The following is a 26,665-nucleotide window of genomic DNA, read 5'->3' as shown; positions in this document are numbered from 1 at the left end:
TCCTCAGGGGGGTGGGGGTCTGCCTGCGGACGTGGCCCCTACAGCAGGCTCTTGACCTGCACTGGGAGGCCGGTGGAGAAGGACTGGCCGGCGGCCAGGCCGGTGAGCAGCGCGTGCACGCCGTCGCGGGGGGTCGCGAGCGTCTCCGCGCCGGGTGCCCCCGGATCGAAGAGCGCGGCGAGCATGCGGACGTCGCCGCCGCCGTGACCGCCGTGGCTGAACTCGACCTCGACGTCCCGTGGCGGCGCCCACATCGGACGGACACGGAGCCGGTACGACCCGGCGTTCTCCGCCTCCGCGTCCCCGTGCAGGACGGCCCCGCTGGTGACGCTGCCGGTGGCACTGCTCGCCGCGGTGGCCGGTCCCGCCCAGATGTTCTCCTCCACCTCCAGTTCGATCCGGCCGCGAGTGCCGTTGAAGGCGATGCGGTAGCCCTCCCACGGCGCGTACGCGGTGAGGTGGTAGGTCATGCTGGCACCGGTGTCATAGGTGATCAGCACGGCCATGTCGTCCTCGATCGAGATGTCGCCGTCGAAGACGTTGCGGTCACGGACGTAGCCGTCGTCTCCCTCGGCTTGCAGATAGAGGTCGCGGAGCTCGGGGTTGGCGTCGAGCCGCAGCGCGAACGGGTCGTCCGCCGCGGCGGGGCTGCCGTGGGCACGTTCGTAGTCGCGGCGCAGCCCGGTGCGCGTGCCGTTGCGGGCCCCGTAGAAGGCAAGCCTGCCGACGCCGTACACCGTGACGGGTTCCGCGCCGAGCCACCAGTTGACCAGGTCGAAGTGGTGGCCTGACTTGTGGACCATCAGCCCGCCGCTGTTGCGCCGGTCGCGGTGCCAGCGCCGGAAGTAGTCGGCGCCGTGGCGCACATCGAGCATCCACTCGAAGTGCACCGACAGCACGTCCCCGATCTCACCGGCGGCCAGCAGTTCACGCACCGCGCCGTGCAGCGGGTTGAACCGGTAGTTGAAGGTCACCGCCAGGTCGCCGCCGGTCCGGTCGGCGGCGTCGAGCACCTGGCGGGCCTGCTCGGCCGTGGTCACCATCGGCTTCTCGGTGATCACCCGGCAGCCGGCGTCCAGGCCCGCCAGGATGTGGCGGGCGTGCAGCGCGTCCACGGTGCACACCACGAGGGTGTCGACACGTTCCGCCCGGAGCATGCGGTCGATGTCGCCGGGATCCCACTGCGCCGCGGCCGGCCTGCCGTGCTCCCGCGTGAGGATGCGGTTGTGCACGGCCATCCGGGTGGGGCTGACGTCGCTGAGGGCGACGACCTCGGTGTGATCGCGCTCGGCGAGCGCGCGGGTGAACATCTGGGCCCGGGCTCCGGTGCCGACGATGGCCACCCGCCGCGCCGCCGCGCCCGGGTCTCCCGTGGACGAGAGGGTCATCCGCCCTTGCGCTCCTTGTACTTGGTCTGGGCCTCGTTGAGCTTGCCGGCCAGCTGGTCCAGGAACTCCTTGACGGTCATCTGGCCGAGCAGGACCTTCTGGTAGAGCGGCTCGCTGTCGGCCTTGGTGATGGCGTTGAACTCCGGCAGGTAGTACGGCATCTGAACGATCTTGGTCTTCGGGTCGCTGACGACCTTGACCGCGCTCTCGAGCGTCGGGTTCTCCTTGACCCAGGCCTCGTTCGCCGAGTCGACGTTCGCCGGGATCTGGCCCACCTTGGAGTTCCAGTAGTCGCTCATCGCCTTGCTGGAGACGAACTCGGCGAACTTCCAGCCCGCGTCCTTCTTCTTGCTCTTCTTGAACACCGACAGGCCGCCCACCGGGCTGGACAGCAGCACGTGCGAGCCGTCGGGCGACGGCGGCACGGTGGTGCCGGCGAACTTGCCCTTCAACGCCTTCTGGTGGTCGACGTACGACCCCAGGTTGTGCTGCATCATGGCGATGGAGCCGCCGTCGAACTGGGCGTTCATCTTCAGGTAGTCGTTGTTGACGTCAGCGCTCGGAGTGTTCTTCTTGTAGAGCGCCACGACCTTCTCGACGGCCGCGACGTTCTGGGGGGCGTTGACGGTGGTCTTGCCGGAGGCATCCCAGAACTGCGAGATCCCCGACTGGGCGTAGGCGAACTCCAGGATCTGGGCGATCGACCCGGCGCCGCCGCGGATGGTGAAGCCGAACCTGTTGTTGCCGGAGTCGGTGAGCTTGTCGGCGGCGGTGTAGAAGTCGGCCCAGGTCAACGGGGGCTTGACGTTCTTCTCCTTGAACCAGTCCGACCGGTACCACAGGATGCCGGTGTTGGTCGTCTGCGGCAGCTCGTAGAGCTTGCCGTCGGGGCCGGCCGCCTTCACCAGTTCCAGCAGCTTGGGCGACAGCTTGCCGTTGAGCGAGCTGCCCGCCAGCCGGTCGTCGAGCGGCTCCAGGGCCTGCTGACCCGCCACGTTCGCCAGCAGCGAGGTGGACATCAGGCCCACGTCGGGGGTGCCGCCGGACGCGATCGCGGTGTCGTACTTCGCCTGCGCCTGCGCGATGGGGAACGAGACGTACTTGACCTTGATCTTGGGGTTGCTCTTCTGGAACTCGCTGATGATGTGCTGCCAGACCGGCGTACCGGAGGCGCTGGCGTTGCTGTCCCAGAAGGTGATCTCGGAGTCGCCGCCGGACGACTCGCCGGAGCCGCCGCACCCGGTGAGGGCGAGACAGGCGCCGACGGCGATCGCCGAGGCTGCCGTGAGCCGGGACCGGAGTCCGGGCAGGGGGCCGCGTCGTGACATCGTCGTTCTTACCTTTCCTGAATGACGCGGCATGGTGCCGCGCCGGCCTGTGGTGATCCCCGATGTGGTTCGCCGGGCTCGTGCTCGCTGAGCCCTCAGCCGACCTGTCGTGCGGTCATCCCCTCTCCTCTCCCAAGACTTCGAAGGCGCCGAACAGGGCGTGACCAGCGGGCCCGCGCCCTTCGAGCGCCCTTTTCTCAGGCGCAGTGGCGAAGAGGCCGACCGACGCCCCGACCCAGCGTCCGGGCGTGGCGGTGAACTCCCCGCCGAGCGGCTCCCATCCGGCTCCGCGATCCGCCCGGAACGTCACCCGGGCATCCGCGCTCACCTGGACCATCAGCCGTACGGTCGTCGTGCCCGGGGGCAGCGGCCGCCGCGCGGACGCGTCATCCTCCGGCTCGTCGACGGCGGGGGCGACACGATGCACCAGGGACGGCCCGTCACCGGTCTCCTCCAGGCCGACCCAGGCGTAGGAATCGCCGATCACGGTCAGCCCGGCACGAGCGCCCGGCGAGGCGCCCACGAGCGTCACGCTCGTGGTGGCGGTGAACGTGGTGGCGGGCAGCCGCTGGGCGAGCACGTTGGGCAACGCACGCAGGTCTCCGGACGCGGTGTCCTGGCGGCAGGCCAGCCGCAGCAGGCCCGGCTCCCGCAGCGACCACCACGCCGGGTCGGGAAGGCCGTGCCAGCCCCACTGCGCTCCGGGGGCCGCGCCGGTGAAGTCGTCGCTCGTCGCGGGCGCGGACGCCGGTCCCGTCCAGCCGGTGTCCGGCTTGCGGTGGCCGAGCACGGGCGCCCCGTTCGAGCCGAGGACGGGCCAGCCGTCGTCCGGCCGCCACCGCATGGGCTGCAGGTGAACGACGCGGCCGTACGCGCCGCGGTCCTGGAAGTGCAGGAACCAGTGCTCGCCGCCGGGGGTGTCGACCCAGGCCCCCTGGTGCGGCCCGTTGATCTCGGTGTCGCCCTGCGCGAGCACGATGCGGTGCTCGTACGGTCCGAAGGGCTCGCCGGCGCGGAACACCGACTGCCAGCCGTGCTCCACGCCCCCGGCGGGTGCGAAGATCCAGTACTCGCCGCCGTGCCGGTAGATCTTGGGGCCCTCCAGCGTGCGGCAGCCCGGGATGAGGTCGCCGTCCACGACGACGGTGCCCGCGTCGAGCAGCCGCCGCGCGTCCGGGCTCATCCGGTGTAGGGTGAGCCGGTTGTTGAACCCGGCACGGCTCTTGGCCCAGGCGTGCACGAGGTAGGCCGTGCCGTCCGCGTCCCACAGCGGGCACGGATCGATGAGTCCCCGGCCGGCCTTGAGAAGGTGCGGGCGGCTCCACGGCCCGGCCGGGTTCTCGGCCGTCACCATGTACAGCCCGTGGTCGGGATCGGGATAGAAGATCCAGAACAGTCCGGCGTGGTGGCGGATCGCCGGGGCCCAGACGCCGCATCCCCACCGGGGGCGGGCGTAGGCCTGCTCCGGTTCGGGCGTGGGCAGCGCGTGCCCGATGATCGTCCAGTTGACCAGGTCGCGGGAGTGCAGGATCGGCAAGCCGGGCACCCGGTGGAAGCTGGAGGCCGTCATGTAGTAGTCGGCGCCGACCCGGACGACGTCGGGGTCGGACCAGTCGGCGTTGAGCACCGGGTTGCGGTAGTGGCCGTCGCCCAGGTCCGCGACCCAGGGAGGGGCGGCGGCGCTCAGCGGGCCCATAGGTCCTCCAGCCCTGCCTCGATGTCGGAGGGCGACAGCACGCCGTCGGCGACGATCGTGACCACGCGGCGCTCCACCACTCCCCCGGGCGGCACTTCCAGCACGTGTTCCCAGGCGAGCGCGGAGCCGACCCCGGGATACTCGGAGGCCCTGACGAACCACGGGTCACGCCGGGTGGTCTCGTCGCCGCCCGCGAAGGCCAGCGTCCATGTCTTCTCGGCAGGGCTCCCCTCGGCACCGATGGCGCGGGCGCCGGTGCCGCTCATGGCGACCCAACCGGTCACGGCGCCGTGCACCTTCTCCTCGCCCTCCGCTTCGGCGCTGAACACCCTGATGTCCGTGGACGTCCCGGGCGCCCGCCAGAAGAAACCGCCATAGCCCGCGCCGGCGCGTCCCTTGGTGGCGCTACTGCCGAGCTGCAGTGGCGTGCCGAGCACGTTGGTCAGCCGGAAGGTGAGGTCGAGCGCCCAGTGGTCGCCCACGGGGACCGCCGTGGCCTCCCGCTGCTCGCGGAGCACCACCGCGTTCTCCCGGTCGATCCAGGCCAGCGACTCGCGGAACTCCCCAGCCGCGCGGCGCGTCCAGCCGAGATGCCGCTGGAGGCCGTGGTCGTCCCGCCAGACGGGCCCGCGATCGCGGACGTAGGTCCGCCCGCCCCAGAAGTTGCGGCCGCTCACGTCCGCGATGGCGACGCAGACCCCCAGATGGTGGGGATGGTCCTCGGGCGACAGCTCGGTGACCTCGGTGCCGCCCAGCGTCCGGACGGGATGCAGGTAGGGCCGGGGCGCGAGGCCCGCTGCCAGGTACGACCGCGTGACGTACCTGGCCACGGGCCGCCCGCCGACGCTCAGTTCAACAGGGTCGCTCAGTTCGACGGGGTCGCTCAACTCGGTGCGATCGCTCACGCGAGCTCCTTCCGGGTCGCCCAGGGGAGGTCGAGTTCGGAGAACAGTGCGAGCCGCTCCGCGCTCGCGGCGACCTGGTCCTCGATGCCGGGAAGGACCCGGCGCGTGACCCCGTCCACGACGGTCACCTCCTGTGCCTCCTCGGGGATCGGCAGCGGCTCTGCGGCCACGCGCACGGCCTCCACCGCGCGCATGAAGGCCGCGGTCCGGTGCAGCGGCACGAGCAGGTCCGCCGTGCCGCGCACGTGCGCGACCAGGTTTTCCAGCAGGTCGGTCCGGGAGTGGTCCAACGTCTCAGTGACGCCGTCCCGCTCCAGCACGACCCGGTCCAGCGTGTAGGTGAACGTGATGCGGCCCCGCTCGCCGTGAACGACCACGTACGGCTCGTTGCGCTTGGGGGCGCACAGGCTCACTGCGACGGAAACGACGGTGCCCCGGGCCGTGGTCATCCGCAGGCAGCCGGTGTCATCACTCTCGATCGGGAACGCGTGGAAGAGTTCGACCTCGATGTCACCCCCCCCGTCACCCACGCTGCCGGGCCCTTCGCTGCCGTCGATGGCGAGCGCCGTGGCCAGGGCGTGCGCGAACGGGTTGGTGAGCGCGCCGTCCACCACGTCGGTGCCGTCCACCCGGCGCCGCCCGGCCCACGGCGACCGCGCGAAGTAGGAGGAGTCCCGGAACCAGGCTCCGGCCACTCCGATGCCGCGCACGCGGCCGATCGCGCCCTCGTCCACCAGCGTCCGGATTGCCGGGATCGCAGCCGAACCCAGGCTCTGGAAACCCACCTGGCAGGCTCGGCCCGCCTCCCGCACTCCGGCCAGCGTCCGCTCGAACCCGGCGTACGTCGCGGCGGGCGGCTTCTCCAGCAGCACGTGGGCTCCGCTCGCCACCGCCGCGAGCGTCAGGTCCTCGTGGGTGTGGATCGGCGTCGCCACGATGGCGATCTCCGCTCCCGTCCGATCCAGCAGCGCGGCGAGGTCCGGGCCCTGCTCCGGCTCGCCCAGGCCCGCGAGCGCCTCGGCGCCCACCGGGCTGAGGTCGCAGATCCCGGCCAGCCGGACCAGGCCGGTGCCGGTCAGGCGGCGCAGGTTGTCCAGGTGCCAGCGGCCGTGGCCGTGGCCACCGACGAGCACCACGTTCACCGGGTCCATCGGGGTCTCCATCGGGTCTCTCCCTCGGTCAGATCCGCGTGCTCTTCAGCCGGTCCTCGTCGAAGCGCAGGCCGAGCCCCGGATGGTCGCCGGGGCGCAGCAGCCCGTCCTCGATCCGCACCGGGTAGGGCTCGGTGAGCAGCCCGAGCGCGGCGAACGACGCGTCCTCGACGTCCTCGACCATCGCCGGGAGCGGCAGGCAGCAGGCCAGCTGCCCGGAGATGTCGGGAAGCAGGTGCGGGTACACCGGGACGCCGAACGTGCGGGCCAGTTCGACGATCCGCAGGAACGGGGTGATCCCGCCGACCCGGACCACGTTGGGCTGGAGGATGTCGCAGGCCCCGGCGGTGAGCAGGTCGCGGAACTGCCAGGGCGTGTGGGTGTTCTCGCCGAGCGCGATGGGGACCCCCGCGGCGTCCGCCCGCAGCCGGGCGTAGGCCTGGACGTCGTCGGCGGGGAGGGGCTCCTCGATCCAGCAGGGGTCGAACCGGCGAAGCGCTTCGACGGCCCGCAGCGCACCCGGCAGGTCCCAGAGCTGGTTGGCGTCCAGCATCAGCCGCACGTCAGGCCCCATCACCTGCCGCACGGCCTCGACCCGCTCGAGGTCCTCCGGCAGGTCACGGCCGCCGACCTTGATCTTCACGGCCCGCGTTTCGGCCTCGGACCACCGCTCGGCCTGGGCGATGATCTCGTCCAGCGAGTAGTGCCGGTTGACGCCGCTGCCGTAGACCGGCACGGCCTCGTGCCGCCGGCCGACGGCGGCGGTCAGGCCGGCCGCCGCGGACAGGTCCCACAACGCCAGGTCCACGGCGGCCAGCGCCATCGTGGTCAGCCCGCCGCGGCCCGCCTCGTGCAGGTGCCACCAGAGCCGGTCGTACGCGACGGCCGGGTGCGCGGGCAGCCCGAGCGCGGCCTCGCGCACATCGCTCTCCAGCAGCGCGTGCACCGCCCGGCCGCCGACGTTCGGCGCCCAGGAGAACCCCGTGCCGGTCCGCCCGTCGCCGGTCGTCACCGCGGTGACCACCAGATCGATGTGCGGCCGGGAAGGATTCCATGGCCGGGGCATGGGGACTCGGTGCACGGTGCTGCGCACCTCGGCGATGACCGTCCCTGTGTTGGCCGTCCCTGTGTTGGAGGACACGGTGTTGGCTGTCACGGTGCCGCCCCGACCATGGCGAGTCCGGCCTTCGTCAGCCGTTCCAGCTCGGCGAGGTGCTCGGGCGCGGGTTCGACCAGCGGTGCCCGCACCGGGCCCGTGTCCAGTCCGCGCAGCCGGACGGCGGCCTTGACCAGTGACACCGCGTATCCGGGTACCTTGCTGCGCAGTTCCACCAGCGGGGCGTAGAAGTCGGTGATGAGCCGTTCCGCGAGCGCGGAACCCCCTCCGTCGAGGGCCTCGCAGAAGGCGGCGGCCACCTCCGGCACGAAACAGAAGGCCGCCGAGGAGTAGAGGCCCACGCCGATGGCGCGGTAGGCGGGCTGGGTGAGCTCTGCGGTGGGCAGGCCGTTGAAGAACGTGAAGTCCGGGCCGATCTCGCGCCGGATCGCCAGCACGATGCGCGCCATGCGGTCGATGTCGCCGTTGCCGTCCTTCAGGCCGGTCACGCCCGGGATCCGGGCCAGTGCGACGGCGCTGGCCGGGTCGAGCACCACCCCGCCGCGCTGGTAGAGGATCACCGGCAGGCCGGCCGCCTCGGCGACGGCGGTCACGTAGGATCGCAGCCCCTCGGCCGGCCCCTGCGCCAGGTACGGCGGCATGAGGAGCAGGCCGTCCGCCCCGGCCGCCGCGGCCTGGCGGGCCTGCTCCAGCGCGGCGCCGAGCGGCCCGCCCGCACCGGCGATCACCGGGACCGCGCCGCCGGTGGCCTCGACGGCGGTACGGACCGCGACCTCATGCTCGGCGATGGAGAGCGAGGGGAACTCCCCGGTGCCGCATGCGACGAAGACCCCGCCGGGCCCGTGCGTCAGGCCGGTCCTGATGTGCTCGGCCAGCACGTCGGCGTGCACGCCGCCCTCCAGGGCGAAGGGCGTCACCGGGAAAAAGAGGACTCCGCTGAGCTGCATCAGATCTCCGTGGAAAGTTCGGTCCGCCAGCTGCGCTCGGGCCGCCAGCCGAGCAGCCGCTCCGCCTTCGCGCTGCTGAACGCCGGTGCGGTCCCGGACAGGGCGGCCGCCTGCGGCGCGGTCGAGGGAAGGATCCGGGGCAACAACTCCGCGAGGGGTTCGCGGGCCAGCGCGTCGGCCGCGCTCGCGAAGAAGACCTCGCCGTTGGGCAGCTCCGGCATCGCGTCCAGCAGGACGCGCAGCATCTCCGCCGCGTCGCGCGCGTCGATGTAGTTGAACAGGGACACCCCGCCCAACTCGGGCCGATCCAGCCGTTCGGCGATGGAATGGCCGCTCTGCGTGGGAGCGCCCTTCCACTCCTCAGGCGCGACGACGAAGCACGGCCGGACGGCGGCGAACTTGATCCGGTCGCCCGCGGCCTTGGCGAACGTCCGCATCGTCTGTTCGGCAGCCAGCTTGGAAAGGCTGTAGGCGTTCCAGGGCTCGGCCGGGTGGTCTTCGTCGATGGGCAGGTAGGAGGGGCTCCAGCCGTGCGGCGCGCCGTAGCCGATGACGGTCGGGCTGCTGGCCACGACCACCCGCCGTACCCCGCTGTGCACCGCGGACTCGCACACGTTGAAGGCGAGCTGGGTGTTGGTGCGGTAGGTCACGGCGTCAGTGCGGCTGAACGGGGTCGCGATGGCCGCCAGGTGCACCACGGCCGACGGCCGGAAGCGGGACAGCACCCCGTACGCCTCACCCAGGTCGGTGAGGTCGGCCGGGAGCACGCTCGCGCAGCCGACCGGCGTCCCGGGCGCCGGGTCGATCCCGATGACCTCGTGTCCGGCCGCCACCAGCTCCGCGACCACGCTGCGGCCGAACCGTCCGGCACTTCCGGTGACGAGGACCCGGCTGCCGGGCTCCAGCGGCCCGCTCGTCCCTGCACCGCTCATCCCTTCACCGCCCCGGCGCTCAGGCCCTTGACCAGGTAGCGCTGGATCAGCGCGAAGATCACGATGACCGGCAGCGCGGCGACCACGCCGCCGGCCGCCAGCGAGCCCAGATCGCTCCCGGACTCGCCGATGGTGTAGCTGAGGCCGACGGGCACGGTGTACTTCTCCTGGTCGCTGAGGAACATCAGGGCGAAGAGGAAGTGGTTCCAGCTGTGGATGAAGGCGAAGGAGCTCACCGCGATCAGCCCGGGACGCAGCAGCGGCAGCACCGTGACCAGGAACCCGCGCAGCCGCGAGGCGCCGTCGACCCAGGCAGCCTCCTCCAGCTCCATCGGCACGTTCCTGATGAAGCCGCTGATCAGGATGAGCGAGAGCGGCAGCTGGAAGACCGTCTCGGCGACGATCACGCTCCAGAGGCTGTTGACCAGTTCGAGCTTCTTGAAGATCTCGAAGAGCGGGACCAGCATCAGCGCGCCGGGGATGAACTGCGTGCACAACATCGCGAGCATGAAGGTCTTCCTGCCGCGGAAGTCGTAGCGCGCGAGCCCGTACCCGCCGGCGAGTGCGACGAAGGTCGTGGCGAACATCGAGATGACGCCGACCTTGACGCTGTTGGCGAAGTAGGTGCCGAAGCCGATGTCGGTCCACACGTGCCGCAGGTGGTCCAGGGTCAGCGGCCAGGGGGCCAGGCCCGTCGTCCCGTTGGGCCGGAACGCGTAGAGCAACATCCAGTAGAACGGGATGAGCGTGAACAGCAGGTAGAGGCCCAGCGGCAGCCAGATCTCCCACTTGCGGACGTTCTCATCGTTCCGCCGCCGCTTGACGGCCGCCCGCCGGCGGGCGGCCGGGGGGCGTGGCGGAGCCGCCGCGGGGTCCGGTGCCTCGGCATCCGCCTGGCCGCCGGCCGTCTTGGTCGTCAACCGGGTCATTTGCGATCACCGCCGAACTTGCTGAGGCGCAGGTAGAGGATGGAGCAGAAGAGCAGGATGAAGAACGCCGCAGCGGTGAGCGCCGAGCCGTACCCGAACTCGTGCGCCACCGTCGCCTTGTGCGCGACGTAGAGCGGCAGCGTGGTGGTCTGGTTCGCGGGCCCGCCGTTCGTGAGCGTGTAGAGCAGGTCCACGTTGTTGAACTCCCAGACCGCGCGCAGCAGGGTCGAGAGGACGATGGCGTCCCGCAGGTGCGGGAGCGTGATGTGCCAGAAGCGGCGCAGCCGCGACGCCCCGTCCACCGACGACGCCTCGTACAGGTCCTTGGGGATGCTCTGCAGGTCGGCGAGCAGGAGGATGGCGAAGAACGGCACTCCACGCCACAGCTCTGTGAGGACGGCGGCGGGGAACACCGCGCTCGGATCGGCCAGCGGGGAGGAGCCGTGCTGCACCAGTCCCAGGTCGGCCAGGTACTTGGTGAACCCCGTGGTCGGGTTGTAGAGCAGTACCCAGATGCTGGTGGTGAGAACGCCGGAGACCGCCCACGGTGAGAACACCAGGGCCCGGGACAGCGCCCGGCCCACGAACGACTCGTTCACCAGGAGCGCCAGGCCCAGCCCCAGCAGCAGCTGGAACCCGACCGTCGCCGCGACCCATTTGGCGCTGAAGCCGAGGCTCTGCCAGAACAGGTCGTCGCCGAACATCTGCCGGAAGTTGTCCAGCCCGGCGAACCCGTTGTCCCATGGCTTGGTGACGTTGTAGTGCTGCAGGCTGTAGTAGAAGATGCTGGCCATCGGGTAGACCAGGAAGCCCAGCATCAGCAGCACGGCGGGTGCGATCAGCGCGTAGGGCGTTCGGGGCCCGCGATTCGATCGACGGCGTTTGCGCCGGATCCCGCTCACCTCGGCGGTCGCCACGGGCACCTCCTCTCACTCGTCGGCGGGCCCACCTTCGGAAAGCGCTTACTCTCCGGTGCGACGGGCGGCTTCGTCGGGACATCGGGGTCGGTGGAATGCCAGCGATGAACTGTGTGTCTCATCACACGGCAACCGGTTGCAGGAAACCATGACGTCATCTGCCGGAAACGTCAAGAGGTAGATCCAACCGTGACCTTTTCCTCCAGCTCAGGCGCTACGAGCACGAGTAGCCGCAGGCCATCACCGTCCGCAACCGTTCCCGGAAGGGCTTTGCACAAGCTGCAATCGGTTGCATAATGGCCCCGCCCCAAGGAGAGGAAACACCGTGGCCGTAACGATCCGTGACGTCGCCCAGGCCTGCGGTGTGCACGTCTCCACGGTGTCGCGCACCTTTTCGGCGCCCCACCTGGTCAACCCCGAGACCCGCAACCGTGTCCTGGCGGTCGCCGAACAGCTCGGCTACAGGCCCAACCGGGCCGCCCGCGCCCTCACCACGGGCCGCACGCACAACATCGGCCTCATCGTCGCCGACATCGCCAACCCGTTCTTCCCACCGCTGATCAAGGCCGCCCAGTCGCACGCCCGCCAGCGTGACTACCACGTCTTCGTCGCCGACACCGACGAGGACCCGCGGGTCGAGGAGGAGCTGATCCAGGCCCTGGCCAAGCAGGTGGACGGGGTGCTGCTGTGCAGCCCGCGCCTGTCCAACCGCACGATCGACCGGCTGCGCGAGGACGTGCCCTTCGTCGTGATAAACCGCCACGTCAAAGGGCTCCCGGCGGTGCTCATGGACGTCGGTCACGGCGCCCAGCAGGCGATCGAGCACCTGGTGGCCCTGGGACACCGCAGGCTCGGACTGTTGTCGGGGCCGCCGGGCTCCTCGAACAGCCGCCTGATCCACGACGCGGCGGCCGCGGCGGCCGCCGACGGCGCCGCGGACCTGACCGTCATCGGCCCCAACTCCCCCACCGAGCAGGGCGGCCAGATCGCCGCCGCGGAGGTGCTGGCCGCGGAGGTCACCGGGGTGCTCGCCTACAACGACCTGGTGGCGATAGGGCTCGTCGAGGGGCTGGAGGAACTCGGCGTGCAGGTGCCCGCCGACATCAGCGTCATCGGCATCGACGACATCATGCAGGGGCGGCTCAACCGCCCCAAGCTCACGACGGTGGCGATGCCGACCATCGCCGCCGGCCGCACGGCCGTGGACATGCTGCTCCAGCTGGTCGGCACCACGGACGTGGGACCGGCCGTGACCAGCCTGCAGACGACGCTGGTCGTCCGCGACTCGACCGCGGCACCCATCCGACTGCCACGCGAGGTCACCTGATGATCGAACAGTTCGGTGTCACGCCCGACGGCGCGACCGTGGATCGTTACACCCTGGAGAACCGCCATGGCCTGCGTGTCCGGGTCCTCACCTACGGCTGCGTGCTGCAGACGCTGGAGGTTCCGGACCGGCACGGCGAGCGGGCCAACATCGTCCTCGGGTGCTCGACCCTTGACGACTACCTGACCAAGAGCCGGTTCTTCGGCGCGGTCGTCGGCCGCTACGGCAACCGGATCGCGGGCGGGAGCTTCGAGCTCGACGGCCGGGAGTACCGGCTGCCGCGCAACAACGGCACCAACAGCCTGCACGGCGGCGAGCACGGATTCGACAAGAAGATCTGGGAAGTGACCAGCGCGAACGCCACCTCGCTGACGCTCGCCTATGTCAGCGCCGACGGCGAGGAGGGCTACCCGGGCACGCTGCGCGCCGAGGTGACCTACTCCCTCGACGGCGACGCGCTCCACATCGGTTACCGGGCCACGACCGACCGCCCCACCGTCGTCAACCTGACCAACCACTCCTACTTCAACCTCGCCGGCGAGGACTCCGGAGACGTCTACGACCAGCTCCTCACCCTGGACGCCGACCGCTACACCCCGGTCGACGAGAACCAGATCCCCACCGGGGAGCTCGCCCCCGTGGACGGCACGCCGTTCGACTTCCGGAAGCCGCAGCCCATCGGGGCACGGATCCGCGAGGCGCACCCCCAGTTGCTCATCGGCGGGGGCTACGACCACAACTTCGTCTTCAACGGCTCACGCGACACCGAGCCGGTGTTCGCGGCCCGAGCCGAGGACCCGGCTTCTGGCCGCGTGATGGAGGTGCTCACTACGCAGCCGGGCGTGCAGTTCTACTCCGGCAACTTCCTCACCGGCTCCATCGTGGGCACCAGCGGGCGGACCTACCGTCAGGGCGCCGGTTTCTGCCTGGAGACCCAGCACTTCCCTGACTCCCCCAACCAGCCCGCCTTCCCGTCCACGGTGCTGCGGCCCGGCGAGGTGCACGAGTCGGCGACCGTCTTCCGCTTCCCCTCCGCGGAGCTCCCCTCCGCGGAGTAGGACAAAGTTGAACGTGGCCGCCGGAGAACGGGGCCGTTGTTCTCCGGCGGCCACGGGTCAGCCGTCCCCTCCCAGGTCGTAGAGGTCAAGACGCCCGCACATCCCGAGCCTGGGACCGGCGGGTTCGGGAGTCTGGCCGATGCGCACCACGGCGCGTCCAAGATGGCTGTGGTCGCCGCGCCGCAATGCGGTGAGCTGCGCGCCTGTGGCTTCGGCGGTGGCGAGCGCGCCCGAGCGCCAGCGTTCCTCCCACTCGGCGAACCGGGCGGCCTTCAGCCGGACCGCCATCCGGTAGAAGTCCTCCAGCGCCGCCGGATCGCCCGCCTCGGTCGCACGCCGCAGCTCAAGGAATCCCTCGATCGCCAGGTCACGGCGGCGGCGCGCGGCGTCCTCACCGGTGGCGTGCACGTGGGTGCCGTCGGCGAGCGCGGCGGCCCGGTGGTAGGCCTCCACGTCGGCGAGCGTGGCGGCGGGGAACGTGAAGACCGCGTCGCCCGCCTCGGGCAGGCCGCCGTTCTGCATGATGACGACGATGCGCAGCGCACCGTCGTCGTTGATCAGCCGGTGGATCGTGCCCGGCGTGAACCACACGACGGCCCCGGCCTCCAGCGGGATCTCGGCGGACCCGCTCCGGGTGAGGGTCTGTACCCGCCCGGCTCCGCCGACCACGACGTAGGCCTCCGCGCAGGCCAGATGGATGTGCGGGGAGCCGCCACAGAGCCCGTCGGCGGTGGGCCAGTCGTACACCGAAAGCCCGGACACGCCGACGCCGCCGGGGAAGGTGCTCACCATGGGTGCGCCTCCACGTAGGTCTCCAGCCGGTCCCGGTCCCAGGCACCGTCAGCGACCACGATCCGGTACGTGAGGTCGAGGGTCTCCCCTGGCGCGAGGGTGAGCTCACGGTGGAAGGCGAACGAGGGATTCACCGCGGCGAACGGCGTGGTCCGCACAAACCAGTCGGCGGGCTCCGCCTTGCCCTCTGGGCCGTCGATGAACAGCAGCGTGGAACTCCGGTCAACCTCGTCATGGCGGCCGACGTAGGCGAGCCAGCGGGCACGCCGCCCCATCATCTCCGGGCCGCCCTGCCCGTCGGCGGCGATGACCTGGCCATCGGTGAACGCACGCGAGCCTCGCCAGAACAGTCCTGTGTATCCCGCCAGCTCCCGGCCGTTGGTCGCGGGACTGCCGAACACCAGCGGTTCACCGCGTACGTTGCGCAGCGAGGTGGCGAAACGCAGGGAGTACGACGCGGCTCCGGCAACCGACCCGCGCTCGACATCGCTGACCGTGAGAGAGCGCGTCTCGTCCACCCAGTGCTCGCCGCCCTGGGTGTGCCAGCTCAGCCGCTCGACGAGCTGGACCCGGTCACCGTCGTCGTGTGAGGCGGCCTCGACGAACTCCTCGTGCCGCATGGTGCCCACGTTCGGCAGGTCCACGTAGCCCTGGTCGCGCACGTAGCTGCCGCCGCCCCAGAAGTTCTGCCCGGAGACGTGCGAGGCGGTCATCTGGATGCCCTTGTGCCAGCGATGGTCGTGCGGCCGGTAAGCCGTCACCACGTCCCCGGCGAGGGTACGGACCGGATGCAGGTAGGGCTTGGGTCCCTCGAACGGATCCATCACGGGCCGGTGCACGTACCGGAGGATCTCCACCTCCCCCGCACAGACCGAGACCGCGTCATCGGAACGGTCGAGCCGCAGCGTCATCACGGGACCTCCGGGGCCCATCCGGGCACGTCGCCGTGCATCCGGTGGTAGAAGGGGTCGTCCGGCCCGATCTCGCCGCGGGTGACCGGCTGCCCGGTGAACGCCGACTTGTAGAGCGCCGCGACGAGCTCCAGCGTCCGCCTGGCGCCGTCACCGCTGGTGGAGGGCCGCTCGCCGCGTTCGTACGCGTCGAGCAGCGCAGCCAGCTGGGCGGTGTGCGAACTGGGCGTCTCCCGGATCGTCACCGGCCAGATCCCGGCCCGGTCGGCCGCGACGTGCGGGGCCGGGGTGTAGGTCCAGTCGGCGTCGCCGTAGCCGTACAGGTGCCGGAGCTCCACGGACGCGTCGGTGAAGTCGAAGCGCAGATAACTCTCCTCGCGCGGCGACACCACGCTGTTGACCACACTCGCCATGACACCGGAGGCGAACCTCACCATGGCCAGGGACACGTCCTCGGTCTCGACCCGGCGGTCCGTGCGACCGGCCATGGCACGCACTTCGGACCATTCACCCAGCGTCGCCAGCATCAGGTCCATCTGATGGATGCCGTGCCCCATCGTGGGCCCGCCGCCTTCGGTGTCCCACCGGCCACGCCACGGGACCTCGAAGTACGCGTGGTCGCGGTACCAGGCGGTCACGCACTGCGCGACCAGCGGCCTGCCCAGCTCCCCGGCGGCGATCAGCTCGCGCAGCCGGACCGCGCCGGATCCGAACCGGTGCTGGAAGACGAACGCGGCGTACGGACCGCCCTCGCTCTCGGCCGCGGTGATCGAGTCGTACTCGGCCAGCGACCGGCACGGCGGCTTCTCGCACCACACCCAGGCGCCCGCCGCCAGGCAGGCCACCACCTGCCGTGCGTGCACGCTGGGCGGGGTGCAGATGTGCACGAGATCGGGCGCCGACTCCGCCAGCATGCGGTCGAGATCGTCGTGAACGGCGGGGACGCCGTGCTCGGCCGCGAACGCCTTGGCCCGGCCGCCGTCCACGTCCATGACCGCGACGAGCTCGGCCCGGTCCCGTTCGGCGCGCAGCGCGGGCAGGTGGCAGATCCCGGCGATGCCGCCGGTCCCCACCAGGGCCACCCGTGCCGGCCGGGCCGGCCGTGACGTCACCGGGCCCCGTCCAGCACGATCGTGGTGAGCGACCGTGGTGCCAGGCGCGCGGTCAGCCGCCCGCCGGGTCCGGTCGTGACCGCGCCGGTGCGCTCCAGCGAGTGCGCCGTGTCGGTGAGATAGGCGGCCGCCCGCCCGGCCCGGCCGATGGACAGGTCGGCCCGGGTGGCCGTGGTGCCGGAGTTGAGGATCTGCACGACCCGGGAGCCGTCGCGGTTGCGGAAGGCGGAGATCTTCAGTGCCGGGTCGGCGACGGAGGCGGCGACCCGGGCCGCGCCGGGCCGGATGAACCGGCTGTAGGCGGCAACAGCCCACAGGCGCTTGGAGACCCGGTAGTTCTCGCCGTCGAGCTGGATCAGGCCGCGGGTCGTGCCGAGCGACGCCCCGAACCAGTAGACGTAGGCGTTGGCGTTCCCGGTGGTCAGCGTGCGGTGGACGTCCTCGGCCACGGTGAACCCGTCGTACCCGCTGCCGTCGTCCCAGTTCTCGTTCCAGGTGGTCCCGTTGGGCGACCACTCCGACATCCACACGTGACGCCGCCGCTGGTCGGCCACCGGTTGCGGCTCGGTCACCGGGCTGACGTACGGGTGGCCGGTGTAGGTGGCGATCCAGCGCCGTGCCTGCGGATCGGCCTCGATCGCCTCGGTGTAGGGCCGCTGCTCCTTCCAGCCGGCCACGTCGCAGCAGGCGAGCCTCATCGGCAGCCCGGATCGCCGGACGACGGGGCCGAGCACCTTGGTGAACTCGACCGCCTGGGCCGGAGTGAACCGCATCGAGGCGTACGAGACCGTCAGGTCGGGTTCGTTCGTGAACCCGAGGTCGGTGATCGCGATGCCCTCCTTGCGGTAGAACTTCGCGTACTGCACGAGGTAGTTCGCATAGGCACGCCGCCAGTCGCCGCTTGCGCAGTTCGTTCCTGCCAAGCCGCACAGCGTGCCGCCGTTGCTGTCGGTGCCGTTGTCCTTCATGTAGCCAGGGGCACTCCAGGCATCGGCGTAGAAACGCTTGACGCCGTACGCCTTGGCCTCCTTCGCGAGCCAGACCTGGCCGCCGTCGTCACCGTCCCAGACGTACTTCGGCGGGGCGTCCGGGCCGCCCGGATCGACCGGCTGGATCGAGCGCATGTGGTCGTACACGTCGTCCGCCGACGATCCGATGCCCAGCCTCAGGATCGAGAGGCCGGCTCCCTTCTGGCGGCTGAGCAGCAGGTCGAGGACCTCACGCTGCTTGGCGGGCGGCAGGCCACGGGCACCGCGCATCACCGCGGCGCGCTGGAACGCCTGCGAGAACCCGAAGCCGTCGATCGTCTGCGCTCGCGCCGAGAAATCGACTCTTCCGGTGGTGGTGTCGGCCGCGGTGGTCGCCGTGGTCGCGGCGGCCTGGGCGGGCAGCGTTCCCCCGCAGAGCACGACGGTGAGCATGGGGATCGTCCAGCGCTTCAGCATGCGTTCCTCCGTTCCATCGGTCGCCTCTTCATCGGGTCAGCCCTGCGTCTTCATCAAGTCAGCCTGCGTCTTCATCGCGTCAGCCCTTCGTCGCGCCGGCGGTGAGGCCGCCGATGAGCTGGCGTTCGGCAACGGAGTAGAAGGCCAGCGCGGGCGCCATGGCGAGCACGACGTAGGCCAGGATGCGGGCGGTGTCCTCCGCGTACTGCCCCTTGAACTGCTGCACGCCGACCGGGATGGTCCACCAGTCCGGTTCGGTGAACACCAGCAGCGGCAGGAAGAAGTTGTTCCAGCTCGTCACGATCGCCAGCACCGAGACCGTGGCCAGCGCGGGCCGCGCCATCGGCAGCAGGATGCGCCAGAAGAAGCCGAACGCGCTGCAGCCGTCGATGATGGCCGCCTCTTCCAGCTCGCCGGGGATCGTCCGGAAGAACCCGCGCAGGATGATGATCGTCATCGGCAGGCCGAACGCCGCCTGCGGCAGGATCACCCCCAGCGGGTTGTCCAGCAGGTCGAGGGCCCGGAGCATGAGGAACAGGGGCAGGACCGCCACGGCGAACGGGAACATCAGCCCGATCGTGAAGAACGTGAACACCAGCTCCCGGCCGCGGAAGGCGAAGCGCGCGAAGACGTACGCCGCCAGCGCCGACACCGCGACGGTCACCAGCGCGGTCGCCGCCGCGATGAACGTGCTGTTGAAGATCTGCCGCCAGAACGAGCCGGAGCCCAGCAGGCCGGTGTAGTTCTCCGGGACCCAGTCCTCCGGCAGGCCGAAGGGGTTGGTGGACAGCTCGCTGGTGCTCTTGAAGCCGGACAGCAGGCCGTACAGCAGCGGCACGACGATGAGCGCGCCGACGATCCAGATGAGCGCGTGCATCGACAGGCCGCGGACCCTGGCGGCGGTGCGGCCCGTAAGGCGGCCTGCCGGGCGGCCACCGGGACGGTCCGCGCGGTGGCGTGGCGGGCGGCGGGGAGGGGAGAGCGTCATCGGCGGCCTCGCATGCTGGTGACGGCGCCCTCGAGATCGCGCCGCAGGACGTAGCGCTGGTAGACGAGGGCGAAGACAAAGCAGATCAGGAACATCACGACGCTGATCGCGCTGGCGTAGCCGACCTGGTAGCGCTTGAAACCGAACTGGAACATCGTGATCGCCATCGTCTCGGAGGCGTGCACCGGACCACCCGCGGTGATCACCCACACCAGGTCGAAGAGCTGGATCGCCCCGATGATGGACAGGAAGACGCTGATCCGGATCGTCGGCCCGAGCAGCGGCAGCGTGACGTGACGGAACCGCTGCCAGGCACTCGCGCCGTCGATCGCGGCGGCCTCCAGCACGTCCCGCGGAATGCTCTGCAGCCCGGCCATGTAGAGGATCATGTGGAAGCCGAAGTACTTCCACGTCATGACCAGGAACAGGGTGACCAGGACGGTCGAGGAGTCGGCGAACCAGGTGATCCCGAGATCGCCCAGCCCCACCAGATCCAGCGCGTGGTCGGCGAGCCCGGAGTCCGGCGCGAAGATCATTGTGAAGAGCACACCGGTGATCACTTCGGACAGCACGTACGGCGCGAAGAACAGCAGCCGGTAGAACGCGCGGCCGCGCAGCTTCTGGTTGAGCAGCACGGCCATGGACAGCGCGAACGGAAGCTGGATCCCCACCGACAGCGCGATCAGGACAAAGCCCCGCCACAGGTCGCCGAGGAAGACCTCGTCCTTGAACAGCGTCCTGAAGTTCTCCAGGCCGACGAAGTTCTCCGGGGCACCGAAGCCGCCCCACTTGAACAGGCTGGTGTACAGGGCGTAGAGGATCGGCACCAGCACCAGCAGGGCGAACAGCAGCATGGCCGGTGACAGGAACGCCGCGATCGTCACCGAGTCGACGAGACGGCGGCGGCGGGCCGTGCGGCCACGCGGGCCCCCGCCCGCGGGACCCGCCGCCGTCGCCTTCCCGGCAGGCCGCTTCTCGAGGGCTGAGTCCTTGACGGCCGAGTTCTTGAAAGCCGAGTGTGCCATCGGCCGGCTACTGGCTCTTGGCGGTCTTGGTGATCGCCTGCGCGACCTGCTCGGGGGTGGCCTTGCTCGCGACGAGCGCGGCGACCTGGTCGTTGACCTCCTGGCCGACGGCGGGCGGGAACGCCTGGTCGAGGAAGAGCTGGAATCCGGTCGCGTTGTTCAGCGTCTGCGACACGGTCTTGAGGTTGGGGTCGGTGATCGCGCTCTCGGCGCCCTTGGCGATCGGCAGGAACGCCTTGGAGGCCACGCGCTTGCGGTCGTTCTCGACCGAGGCGAAGAACTTGAGGAAGTCGAGCGCCTCGGCGGGGGCGTCCTTGCTGAGCGCGTTCCCGCCGCCGCCACCGAAGACCTCGGTCGCGGCGCCGCTGCCTCCCGCGACGGTGGGGAACGGGAAGAAGCCGAGGTCGTCACCGAGGCCCTTGCCCATCTCCTTCTGCACGTTCGGAGCCCATTGGCCCATCAGCTCCATGGCCGTCTTGCCGTTGGACATCTGGGCGGCCTGCCCGTCGGTCGTCGGGTAGCTGGCACCCTGGAAGCCGTTCTGGAACGGGGCCAGGTCGACGAGCTCCTTGAGGCGCTGACCGGCCTGCACGAAGGGCGCGCCGCTGAAGTCCTTGGTCTCGGCGGCCTGCTTGAGCGCGGCCACGCCGCCGATGCGAATGGCCAGGTAGGACCAGTAGTAGTGGCCGGGCCACTTCTCCTTGCCCGCCAGCGCGATCGGGGTGACACCGGCACTCTTGAGCTTCCGGACGGCATCGAGGAGCTCGGCCCACGTGGCGGGCGGAGCCTTGATCCCGGCCTTGGCGAACAGCGCCTTGTTGTACCAGAACCCGACCATGCCGATGTCGTACGGGACCGCGTAGGTCTTCCCGCCGAGCTGGTAAGGCTGCACGGAGATCGGGGACAGGTTGCCGATCCAGGGTGCGACGCCTCCGGTGATGTCCTTGACCAGGCCCGCCTCGACCTGCTGCTCCAGCACGCCGCCACCCCAGGTGTGGAAGATGTCCGGCAGCTTCCCCGAGGCGGTCTGCGCGGTCATCTTGGACTTGTACGCGTCGTTCTCCAACGAGGTCATCTTGATCTGCACGTTGGGGTGCGCGGCCTCGTACGCCTTGGCTGCCTGCGGCCACAACGTCCGGCCCGGCTCGGTGGTGGCGATGTTCCACCACTCGATGGTGACCTTCTTGCCTGAGCCGCCCGAGTCGTCGGAGTCGCCACCGCAGGCGCCGAGAACGGGCACGGAGATGCCTGCCAGCCCGGCGGCGGCGAGGAACGAGCGGCGGGAGAGAGGTTCGGTGCCCATGGGGCCTCCTGACGGGGTGGGCTGTGCCGGTGACAGGTTGCCGGTGACAGGTGGATTGATAGCGGAGTCACTGCCGAAAATGTTTCGAAAATTCTCGGAAACATCCCTGTGCCGGAACTCTAAGAAGGCGCATTCTCTGGGTCAAGACCTCAGTTATGTCCCCATCTGGACGGGTGTGAGGCTTCGAAACATTGCGATACTGTTCGCTGTCGTCATGCTCACGAGACGTCACGCTCACACGACGTCGTGCTCAACAGCCGAAGGAGGGCCATGAGCGACCGGCCGTCGCGCCCCACGCTCGCGGTGATCGCGGCGGAGGCGGGGGTGTCGCCCGCCACGGTGTCCAAGGTGCTCAACGGGCGGACCGATGTCGCCCCGGGGACCCGCGAGCGGGTGGAGGAGTTGCTGCGCTCGCACAACTACCTCGCGCCGGGCGGCGCCCGGCGGTCCCGGCGCTCGGGCCTGGTGGACCTGGTGCTGGCCGGGCTCGACAGCCCCTGGGCGGTGGAGATCCTCCGCGGGGTGGAGGCCGAGTGCGCCGTCCACGGCACCGGCGTGGTCGTCTCCCAGGTCCATGAGGACGACGCGCGCCCGCCGAGCTGGCAGAACCTGCCGGTCCTGCACCACAGCGACGGCGTGATCCTGGTGACCTCCCGGATGACGGCGCAGCAGCGCGCGCAGCTGGAGCGCGCCGGGGTGGCGCTGGTGCTGATCGACCCCGTCAACCTGCCCGACCGCGACATCGCCAGCATCGGCGCGACCAACTGGGCGGGCGGGACGGCGGCCACCGACCATCTGCTCGCACTGGGCCACCGCCGGATCGGGATGATCGGCGGCCCTGCCGACATGTTGTGCACCCAGGCGCGGGTGGACGGATACCGGAGTGCGCTGGAACGGGCCGGAGTCGAGGTCGACCGGGACCTGATCCGTTACGGCGACTTCCGGCACGAGGGCGGCTTCGCCCGGACCCGGGAACTGCTGGCGCTCCCCGATCCGCCGACCGCGATCTTCGCGGGCAGCGACCAGCAGGCCATGGGCGCCTACCAGGCGGCGCGGCAGGCCGGGCTGCGCGTTCCCGAAGACCTCAGCGTCGTCGGCTTCGACGATCTGCCAATGTGCGAATGGCTCTCCCCGCCCCTCACCACGGTGCGCCAGCCGCTGGAGGAGATGGGCCGGGTCGCCGCGCGGACACTGCTCCAGCTGCTGGACGGGCAGCCGCTGCTGACGCCCCGGATCGAGCTCTCCACCGACCTGCGCATCCGGCACTCCACCGCGCCGCCTGCCATCGTCCCGTCTCCCCCCAGCCCGCCCGCATCCCCCGGAGGATCCCATGACGGACGCAGCCGAGCCGTGGCGTGACCCCAGCCTTCCCGTGGCCGACCGGGTCGCCGACCTGATCGCCCGCATGACCGTCGAGGAGAAGGCGGGACAGCTCTCCTCGTTCTGGGCGATGACCGCGGCGGCCGGCGCCCCGGTCGCGCCGATGGAGGACGACAGCGGCGAGGACGCGCCCGCCCTGGACGAGCTGGCCAAGCACGGGCTCGGCCAGCTCACCCGGGTGTTCGGCACCGCACCGGTCTCCCCCGCCGACGGCGTCGCCCGGCTGCGTGATCTCCAGGAGCAGATCTCGGCCGCGAGCCGGTTCGGCCTCCCTGCGATCGTGCACGAGGAGTGCCTGACGGGCTTCATGACCTGGCGCGCGACCGTCTTCCCCAGCCCACCGGCGTGGGGCGCCTCCTTCGACGCCGAGCTCATCGAGGAGATGGCCGCCGCGATCGGGGCGAACATGCGCCGGCTGGGCGTGCACCAGGGGCTGGCCCCCGTACTGGACGTGGCCCGCGACCCCCGCTGGGGGCGTACGGAGGAGTGCGTCGCCGAGGACCCCTACCTGGTCGGCGTGATCGGCACCGCCTACGTCCGCGGGCTGGAGCGCTCGGGCATCGTGGCGACGCTCAAGCACTTCGCCGGCTATTCGTCCTCACGCGGCGCCCGCAACATGGCCCCCGCCGCGATGGGCCCCCGGGAGCTGGCCGACGTCGTCATGGAGCCCTTCGTGCTGGCGCTGCGCGAGGGCGGCGCACGGTCGGTCATGCCTTCCTACACCGACATGGACGGCGTGCCCGCCACGGCCGACGAACGGCTGCTCACCGGCCTGCTGCGCGACACGCTGGGCTTCACCGGAACGGTGGTCGCCGACTACTTCGGGGTCTCGTTCCTCCAAAGCCGGCACGGGATCGCCGGATCCCGTGCCGAGGCCGGCGCCGCCGCGCTCCGCGCCGGGCTCGACGTCGAGCTCCCCACCACACGGTGCTACGGCGAGCCCCTCGTCGCCGCGGTGCGCGGCGGCGCCGTCCCGGAGGACCTGCTGGACCGGGCGGCCGCCCGCGTGCTCACGATGAAGGCCGAGCTCGGCCTGCTCGACGGCGGCTGGCGCGCCGAACTGGACGAGGCGGAACGATTCGCGGCGACCGCGGAGCCGGAGGCCCTGCTGGACCCGCCCGAGCACCGGAGGCTGGCCCGCCGCCTCGCCGAGGAATCCGTGGTGCTGCTCGCCAACGACGGCGTCCTCCCCCTGCGGGGCGGACGGGACGGCGGCCTGCCCCTGCGGGCCCGGCGAATCGCCCTTGCGGGGCCGCTCGCCGACGACCCGCTCGCCATGACGGGGTGCTACTCCTTCCCCAACCATGTGGGCCCCCAGCATCCCGAGGCACCTCCGGGCGTCCACGTGCCGTCCCTGGCGGAGGCGCTCCGCGCGGAGATGCCCGACGCAGACATCAAGGTGGAGCTTTCGAGCCTGCTGGTAGAGCAGGACTCCGACATCGCCGCAGCCGTACGGGCCGCGCAGGAGGCCGAGGTGTGCGTGCTCGCCCTCGGGGACCGCGCGGGCTTGTTCGGGCGAGGCACCTCCGGCGAGGGCTGCGACACCGCGTCCCTCGCGCTTCCCGGCCGCCAGCGTGAGCTCGCCGAGGCGGTGCTGGCCACGGGCACGCCCACCGTGATCGTGCTGATATCCGGCCGCCCCTACGCGATGGGCGGACTCGCGGAGCGGGCCGGCGCGGTGGTCCAGGCGTTCTTCCCCGGTGAGGAGGGCGGTCCCGCGATCGCCGGGATCCTGTCCGGCCGGGCCGAGCCGTCCGGCCGGCTCCCGATGAACCTCCCGCGCCACGCGGACGATCCGGCCGGCGGCCACCTGCGCTCCCGGATGGAAGGCCCCCACGACTGGAGCACGGTCGACCCGACGCCGCTCTACCCGTTCGGCCATGGCCTGACCTGGACCGGCTTCTCCTACGACGAGCTGCGCGTCGATCCCGCGGCGCCTACCGATGGCGTCGTGCACATCTCCTTGACCGTCACCAACACCGGAGACCGCGCGGGCACCGAGGTGGTCCAGCTCTACCTGTCCGATCCGGTCGCGTCGGTGGTGCGCCCGGCCCGGTGGCTGGCGGGCTGGGCCCGGGTCCGGCTGGAACCCGGCCGGTCCGCCCGGGTCGAGTTCGAGGTGCACGCCGACCGCACGTCCTTCACCGGGCCCGCGATGCGCCGCATCGTGGAACCCGGCGTCATCGAGGTGGCGGTCGGCGGCTCCAGCGCGGACGAGGACCTGGTGCTGCGCGGCGCGTTCACCCTGGAAGGACCGGTGCGGGAGCCGGGCGACGACCGGGTCCTCACCGTCCCCGTCCACATCGCGCAGCTCTGATGCCCGGCAAGCCGCCGTTCGAGAACCCGCCGTTCGAGAACCCCGTCCTGCCCGGCTGCCATCCGGACCCATCGATCTGCCGGGTCGGTGACGACTTCTACCTGGTCACGTCGTCGTTCGAGTGGTTCCCCGGTCTGCCGATCTTTCACAGCCGGGACCTGGTGCACTGGCGCCCGCTGGGCCACGTCCTGGACCGGCCGGAACAGCTGCCGCTCGACGGGGTGCGGGCGTCCGGCGGGTTGTACGCGCCCGCCATCCGCCACCACGACGGCACGTTCTTCGTGGTCTGCACGCTCGTGGACGGCACGCGGTGGTCCGGGCACTTCGTGGTGACGGCCACCGACCCCGCCGGGCCCTGGTCGGAGCCGCACCGTCTGGAGGGCGAGGGCTTCGATCCCTCGTTGTTCTTCGACGACGACGGCCGCGCCTGGCTCACCGCCACCCGGCTCACCGGCCGGTACAAGGGGCACACCGAGATCTGGCTGCGCGAGTTCGATCCGGCGGGCATGCGGCTGACCGGCGAGGAGCACGTGATCTGGGACGGGGCGGTGCGGGGCGCGATCTGGTCAGAGGCGCCCCACCTCTACAAGATCGGCGGCCGTTACCTCCTGATCACCGCCGAGGGAGGCACCGCCGAGGATCACGCCGTCATCGCCGCCCGCGCCGACCGGGTCACCGGACCGTACGAGGGCGACCCGCGCAACCCCGTGCTCACCCACCGGCACCTCGGCCTCGACCAACCGATCATGGCGACCGGTCACGCCGACCTGGTGGAGACGGCCCGCGGGGAATGGTGGATGGTGCTCCTGGCCGTCCGCCCGTACGGCGGATACTTCGCCAACCTGGGCCGTGAGACGTTCCTGACCCCCGTCCGATGGGAGGACGGCTGGCCGGTGGCCGGGCCCGTTGAGCCGCTCCACGCCATGCCCGACCTGCCCGAGCACAGGTGGCCTGCGGAACCCTCGTGCGACCACTTCGACGCACCGGACCTCGCCCCGTGCTGGAATGTGCGGCGGACCCCACGCAAACACTGGTGGACCTTGACCGAACGCCCAGGACATCTGCGGCTGCGGGTCCGCCCGGAGAGCCTGGCGGACACCGACTGCCCCTCCTTTGTGGGGCGGCGGCAGCAACACCGGGACTTCGCCGCGTTCACCGCGCTGGACTTCGTCCCTGCCGACGAGCACGCGTGCGCGGGCCTGGCGCTGGTCCAGAACGAGGACTTCCACGTTCGGCATGTGCTCGGCTCGAACGGATTGCAGGTCGTACGGCGCGAGCAGGGCATCGACACGGTACTGGCCGAACAGCCGGCGCCGCCGGGCCGCGTCTACCTGGGCGTCGAGGCGCGCGGCCAGTCGTACCAGATGCGCTACGCCGTGGAACCCGGCCGCTGGCAGTCACTGGGCGACCCGGTCGACGGGCGGCTGCTCAGTTCCGAGGTCGCCGGCGGTTTCACCGGTGCCTACCTCGGGATGTACGCCAGTTCGCAGGGCCACCCAGCCGATGGGGTCGCAGACTTCGCGTGGTTCGAGTACATGCCGCTGTGACGACTTTCACGCGTTCATTCGCCGGAACGGGACGTTGACGCAGCTCACACCCGCCCCCAACACCCACAGCCGCTGAAAACCGCCATCCGGACCGGCCTCACCCTTGCCTCATCGAAGCGATTCGACCATCCTCCGGCCAGTCGCAGTACG

Annotated in this window: 22 protein-coding genes; 5 read left to right on the top strand and 17 right to left on the bottom strand. The window is 70.9% G+C overall.

The genetic code is table 11. The annotated features are described in order from the left end of the window. Nucleotides 1-38 precede the first annotated feature (38 nt). The 10 genes from F8566_RS12335 to F8566_RS12290 form a co-directional block, all read right to left on the bottom strand. Entirely contained in the window at nucleotides 39-1,388 is a 1,350-nt protein-coding gene (locus tag F8566_RS12335; RefSeq protein ID WP_151560324.1) for a Gfo/Idh/MocA family oxidoreductase, read from the bottom strand. Beyond that, nucleotides 1,385-2,716 (bottom strand): ABC transporter substrate-binding protein, encoded by a 1,332-nt coding sequence (locus F8566_RS12330; RefSeq protein ID WP_151560323.1) that lies wholly within the window; start codon nucleotides 2,714-2,716, stop codon nucleotides 1,385-1,387. Before F8566_RS12330 ends, F8566_RS12335 begins: the two co-directional genes overlap by 4 nt. A 115-nt stretch (nucleotides 2,717-2,831) precedes the next feature. After that, nucleotides 2,832-4,412 (bottom strand): glycoside hydrolase family 43 protein, encoded by a 1,581-nt coding sequence (locus tag F8566_RS12325; protein ID WP_151560322.1) that lies wholly within the window; start codon nucleotides 4,410-4,412, stop codon nucleotides 2,832-2,834. Continuing rightward, on the bottom strand, nucleotides 4,400-5,317 hold the full coding sequence (locus F8566_RS12320; RefSeq protein ID WP_225993100.1) for a DUF6807 domain-containing protein: 918 nt from the start codon (nucleotides 5,315-5,317) through the stop codon (nucleotides 4,400-4,402). Before F8566_RS12320 ends, F8566_RS12325 begins: the two co-directional genes overlap by 13 nt. Beyond that, nucleotides 5,314-6,480, bottom strand: a complete 1,167-nt coding sequence (locus tag F8566_RS12315) for a Gfo/Idh/MocA family protein (RefSeq protein WP_225993099.1) — start codon at nucleotides 6,478-6,480, stop codon at nucleotides 5,314-5,316. The genes F8566_RS12320 and F8566_RS12315 overlap by 4 nt, the downstream gene beginning before the upstream one ends. A 16-nt stretch (nucleotides 6,481-6,496) precedes the next feature. Next, entirely contained in the window at nucleotides 6,497-7,534 is a 1,038-nt protein-coding gene (locus F8566_RS12310) for a mandelate racemase/muconate lactonizing enzyme family protein (protein ID WP_151560546.1), read from the bottom strand. Nucleotides 7,535-7,620: 86 nt separating this feature from the next. After that, the gene (locus tag F8566_RS12305) at nucleotides 7,621-8,532 is read right to left on the bottom strand and encodes a 5-dehydro-4-deoxyglucarate dehydratase (RefSeq protein ID WP_151560321.1); all 912 of its coding nucleotides are present in this window, start codon (nucleotides 8,530-8,532) and stop codon (nucleotides 7,621-7,623) included. After that, nucleotides 8,532-9,464 (bottom strand): NAD-dependent epimerase/dehydratase family protein, encoded by a 933-nt coding sequence (locus F8566_RS12300; protein ID WP_151560320.1) that lies wholly within the window; start codon nucleotides 9,462-9,464, stop codon nucleotides 8,532-8,534. The genes F8566_RS12305 and F8566_RS12300 overlap by 1 nt, the downstream gene beginning before the upstream one ends. Then, nucleotides 9,461-10,393, bottom strand: coding sequence for a carbohydrate ABC transporter permease (locus F8566_RS12295; protein WP_151560319.1), 933 nt, complete (start codon nucleotides 10,391-10,393; stop codon nucleotides 9,461-9,463). Before F8566_RS12295 ends, F8566_RS12300 begins: the two co-directional genes overlap by 4 nt. Continuing rightward, nucleotides 10,390-11,310 (bottom strand): carbohydrate ABC transporter permease, encoded by a 921-nt coding sequence (locus F8566_RS12290; protein ID WP_225993097.1) that lies wholly within the window; start codon nucleotides 11,308-11,310, stop codon nucleotides 10,390-10,392. Before F8566_RS12290 ends, F8566_RS12295 begins: the two co-directional genes overlap by 4 nt. 325 nt (nucleotides 11,311-11,635) lie before the next feature. Here F8566_RS12290 and F8566_RS12285 point away from each other — a divergent pair, with 325 nt between their 5' ends. Then, complete coding sequence (locus tag F8566_RS12285; protein WP_151560317.1) at nucleotides 11,636-12,637, top strand: LacI family DNA-binding transcriptional regulator; 1,002 nt, start codon at nucleotides 11,636-11,638, stop codon at nucleotides 12,635-12,637. Next, nucleotides 12,637-13,695 (top strand): aldose epimerase family protein, encoded by a 1,059-nt coding sequence (locus F8566_RS12280; protein ID WP_151560316.1) that lies wholly within the window; start codon nucleotides 12,637-12,639, stop codon nucleotides 13,693-13,695. The genes F8566_RS12285 and F8566_RS12280 overlap by 1 nt, the downstream gene beginning before the upstream one ends. Nucleotides 13,696-13,752: 57 nt before the next feature. Here the strand turns inward: F8566_RS12280 and F8566_RS12275 are convergent, their stop codons facing one another. The 7 genes from F8566_RS12275 to F8566_RS12245 form a co-directional block, all read right to left on the bottom strand. Further along, on the bottom strand, nucleotides 13,753-14,487 hold the full coding sequence (locus tag F8566_RS12275; protein ID WP_151560315.1) for a cupin domain-containing protein: 735 nt from the start codon (nucleotides 14,485-14,487) through the stop codon (nucleotides 13,753-13,755). Further along, nucleotides 14,481-15,398, bottom strand: a complete 918-nt coding sequence (locus F8566_RS12270) for a DUF6807 domain-containing protein (protein WP_151560314.1) — start codon at nucleotides 15,396-15,398, stop codon at nucleotides 14,481-14,483. Before F8566_RS12270 ends, F8566_RS12275 begins: the two co-directional genes overlap by 7 nt. Next, nucleotides 15,398-16,510, bottom strand: a complete 1,113-nt coding sequence (locus tag F8566_RS12265) for a Gfo/Idh/MocA family protein (protein ID WP_151560313.1) — start codon at nucleotides 16,508-16,510, stop codon at nucleotides 15,398-15,400. Before F8566_RS12265 ends, F8566_RS12270 begins: the two co-directional genes overlap by 1 nt. After that, nucleotides 16,507-17,955: a glycoside hydrolase family 30 protein gene (locus tag F8566_RS12260; RefSeq protein ID WP_225993096.1), complete on the bottom strand. Its 1,449-nt coding sequence runs from the start codon at nucleotides 17,953-17,955 to the stop codon at nucleotides 16,507-16,509. The genes F8566_RS12265 and F8566_RS12260 overlap by 4 nt, the downstream gene beginning before the upstream one ends. Nucleotides 17,956-18,034: 79 nt before the next feature. After that, complete coding sequence (locus F8566_RS12255; protein ID WP_225993095.1) at nucleotides 18,035-18,943, bottom strand: carbohydrate ABC transporter permease; 909 nt, start codon at nucleotides 18,941-18,943, stop codon at nucleotides 18,035-18,037. Further along, nucleotides 18,940-19,968 carry a carbohydrate ABC transporter permease gene (locus tag F8566_RS12250; RefSeq protein ID WP_151560312.1) on the bottom strand — a complete coding sequence of 343 codons (1,029 nt, stop codon included), beginning with the start codon at nucleotides 19,966-19,968 and terminating at the stop codon, nucleotides 18,940-18,942. The genes F8566_RS12255 and F8566_RS12250 overlap by 4 nt, the downstream gene beginning before the upstream one ends. A 7-nt stretch (nucleotides 19,969-19,975) precedes the next feature. Next, nucleotides 19,976-21,271, bottom strand: a complete 1,296-nt coding sequence (locus F8566_RS12245; protein ID WP_151560311.1) for an extracellular solute-binding protein — start codon at nucleotides 21,269-21,271, stop codon at nucleotides 19,976-19,978. 270 nt (nucleotides 21,272-21,541) lie between these two features. Between F8566_RS12245 and F8566_RS12240 the strand changes: the two genes are divergently transcribed. Genes F8566_RS12240 through F8566_RS12230 form a run of 3 tightly spaced genes read left to right on the top strand, consistent with a single transcriptional unit; the run spans nucleotide 21,542 to nucleotide 26,515 of the window. Beyond that, the gene (locus tag F8566_RS12240; RefSeq protein WP_151560310.1) at nucleotides 21,542-22,630 is read left to right on the top strand and encodes a LacI family DNA-binding transcriptional regulator; all 1,089 of its coding nucleotides are present in this window, start codon (nucleotides 21,542-21,544) and stop codon (nucleotides 22,628-22,630) included. Further along, nucleotides 22,602-24,968, top strand: a complete 2,367-nt coding sequence (locus tag F8566_RS12235) for a glycoside hydrolase family 3 N-terminal domain-containing protein (protein WP_151560309.1) — start codon at nucleotides 22,602-22,604, stop codon at nucleotides 24,966-24,968. The genes F8566_RS12240 and F8566_RS12235 overlap by 29 nt, the downstream gene beginning before the upstream one ends. Next, nucleotides 24,968-26,515, top strand: a complete 1,548-nt coding sequence (locus F8566_RS12230; protein WP_151560308.1) for a glycoside hydrolase family 43 protein — start codon at nucleotides 24,968-24,970, stop codon at nucleotides 26,513-26,515. The genes F8566_RS12235 and F8566_RS12230 overlap by 1 nt, the downstream gene beginning before the upstream one ends. The last annotated feature ends 150 nt before the right edge of the window (nucleotides 26,516-26,665 follow it).

The organism is Actinomadura rudentiformis (assembly GCF_008923185.1).
Lineage (GTDB): Bacteria > Actinomycetota > Actinomycetes > Streptosporangiales > Streptosporangiaceae > Spirillospora > Spirillospora rudentiformis.
The sequence above is the reverse complement of the archived record's forward strand: the minus strand, read 5'-3'. Positions and strand labels throughout refer to the sequence as shown.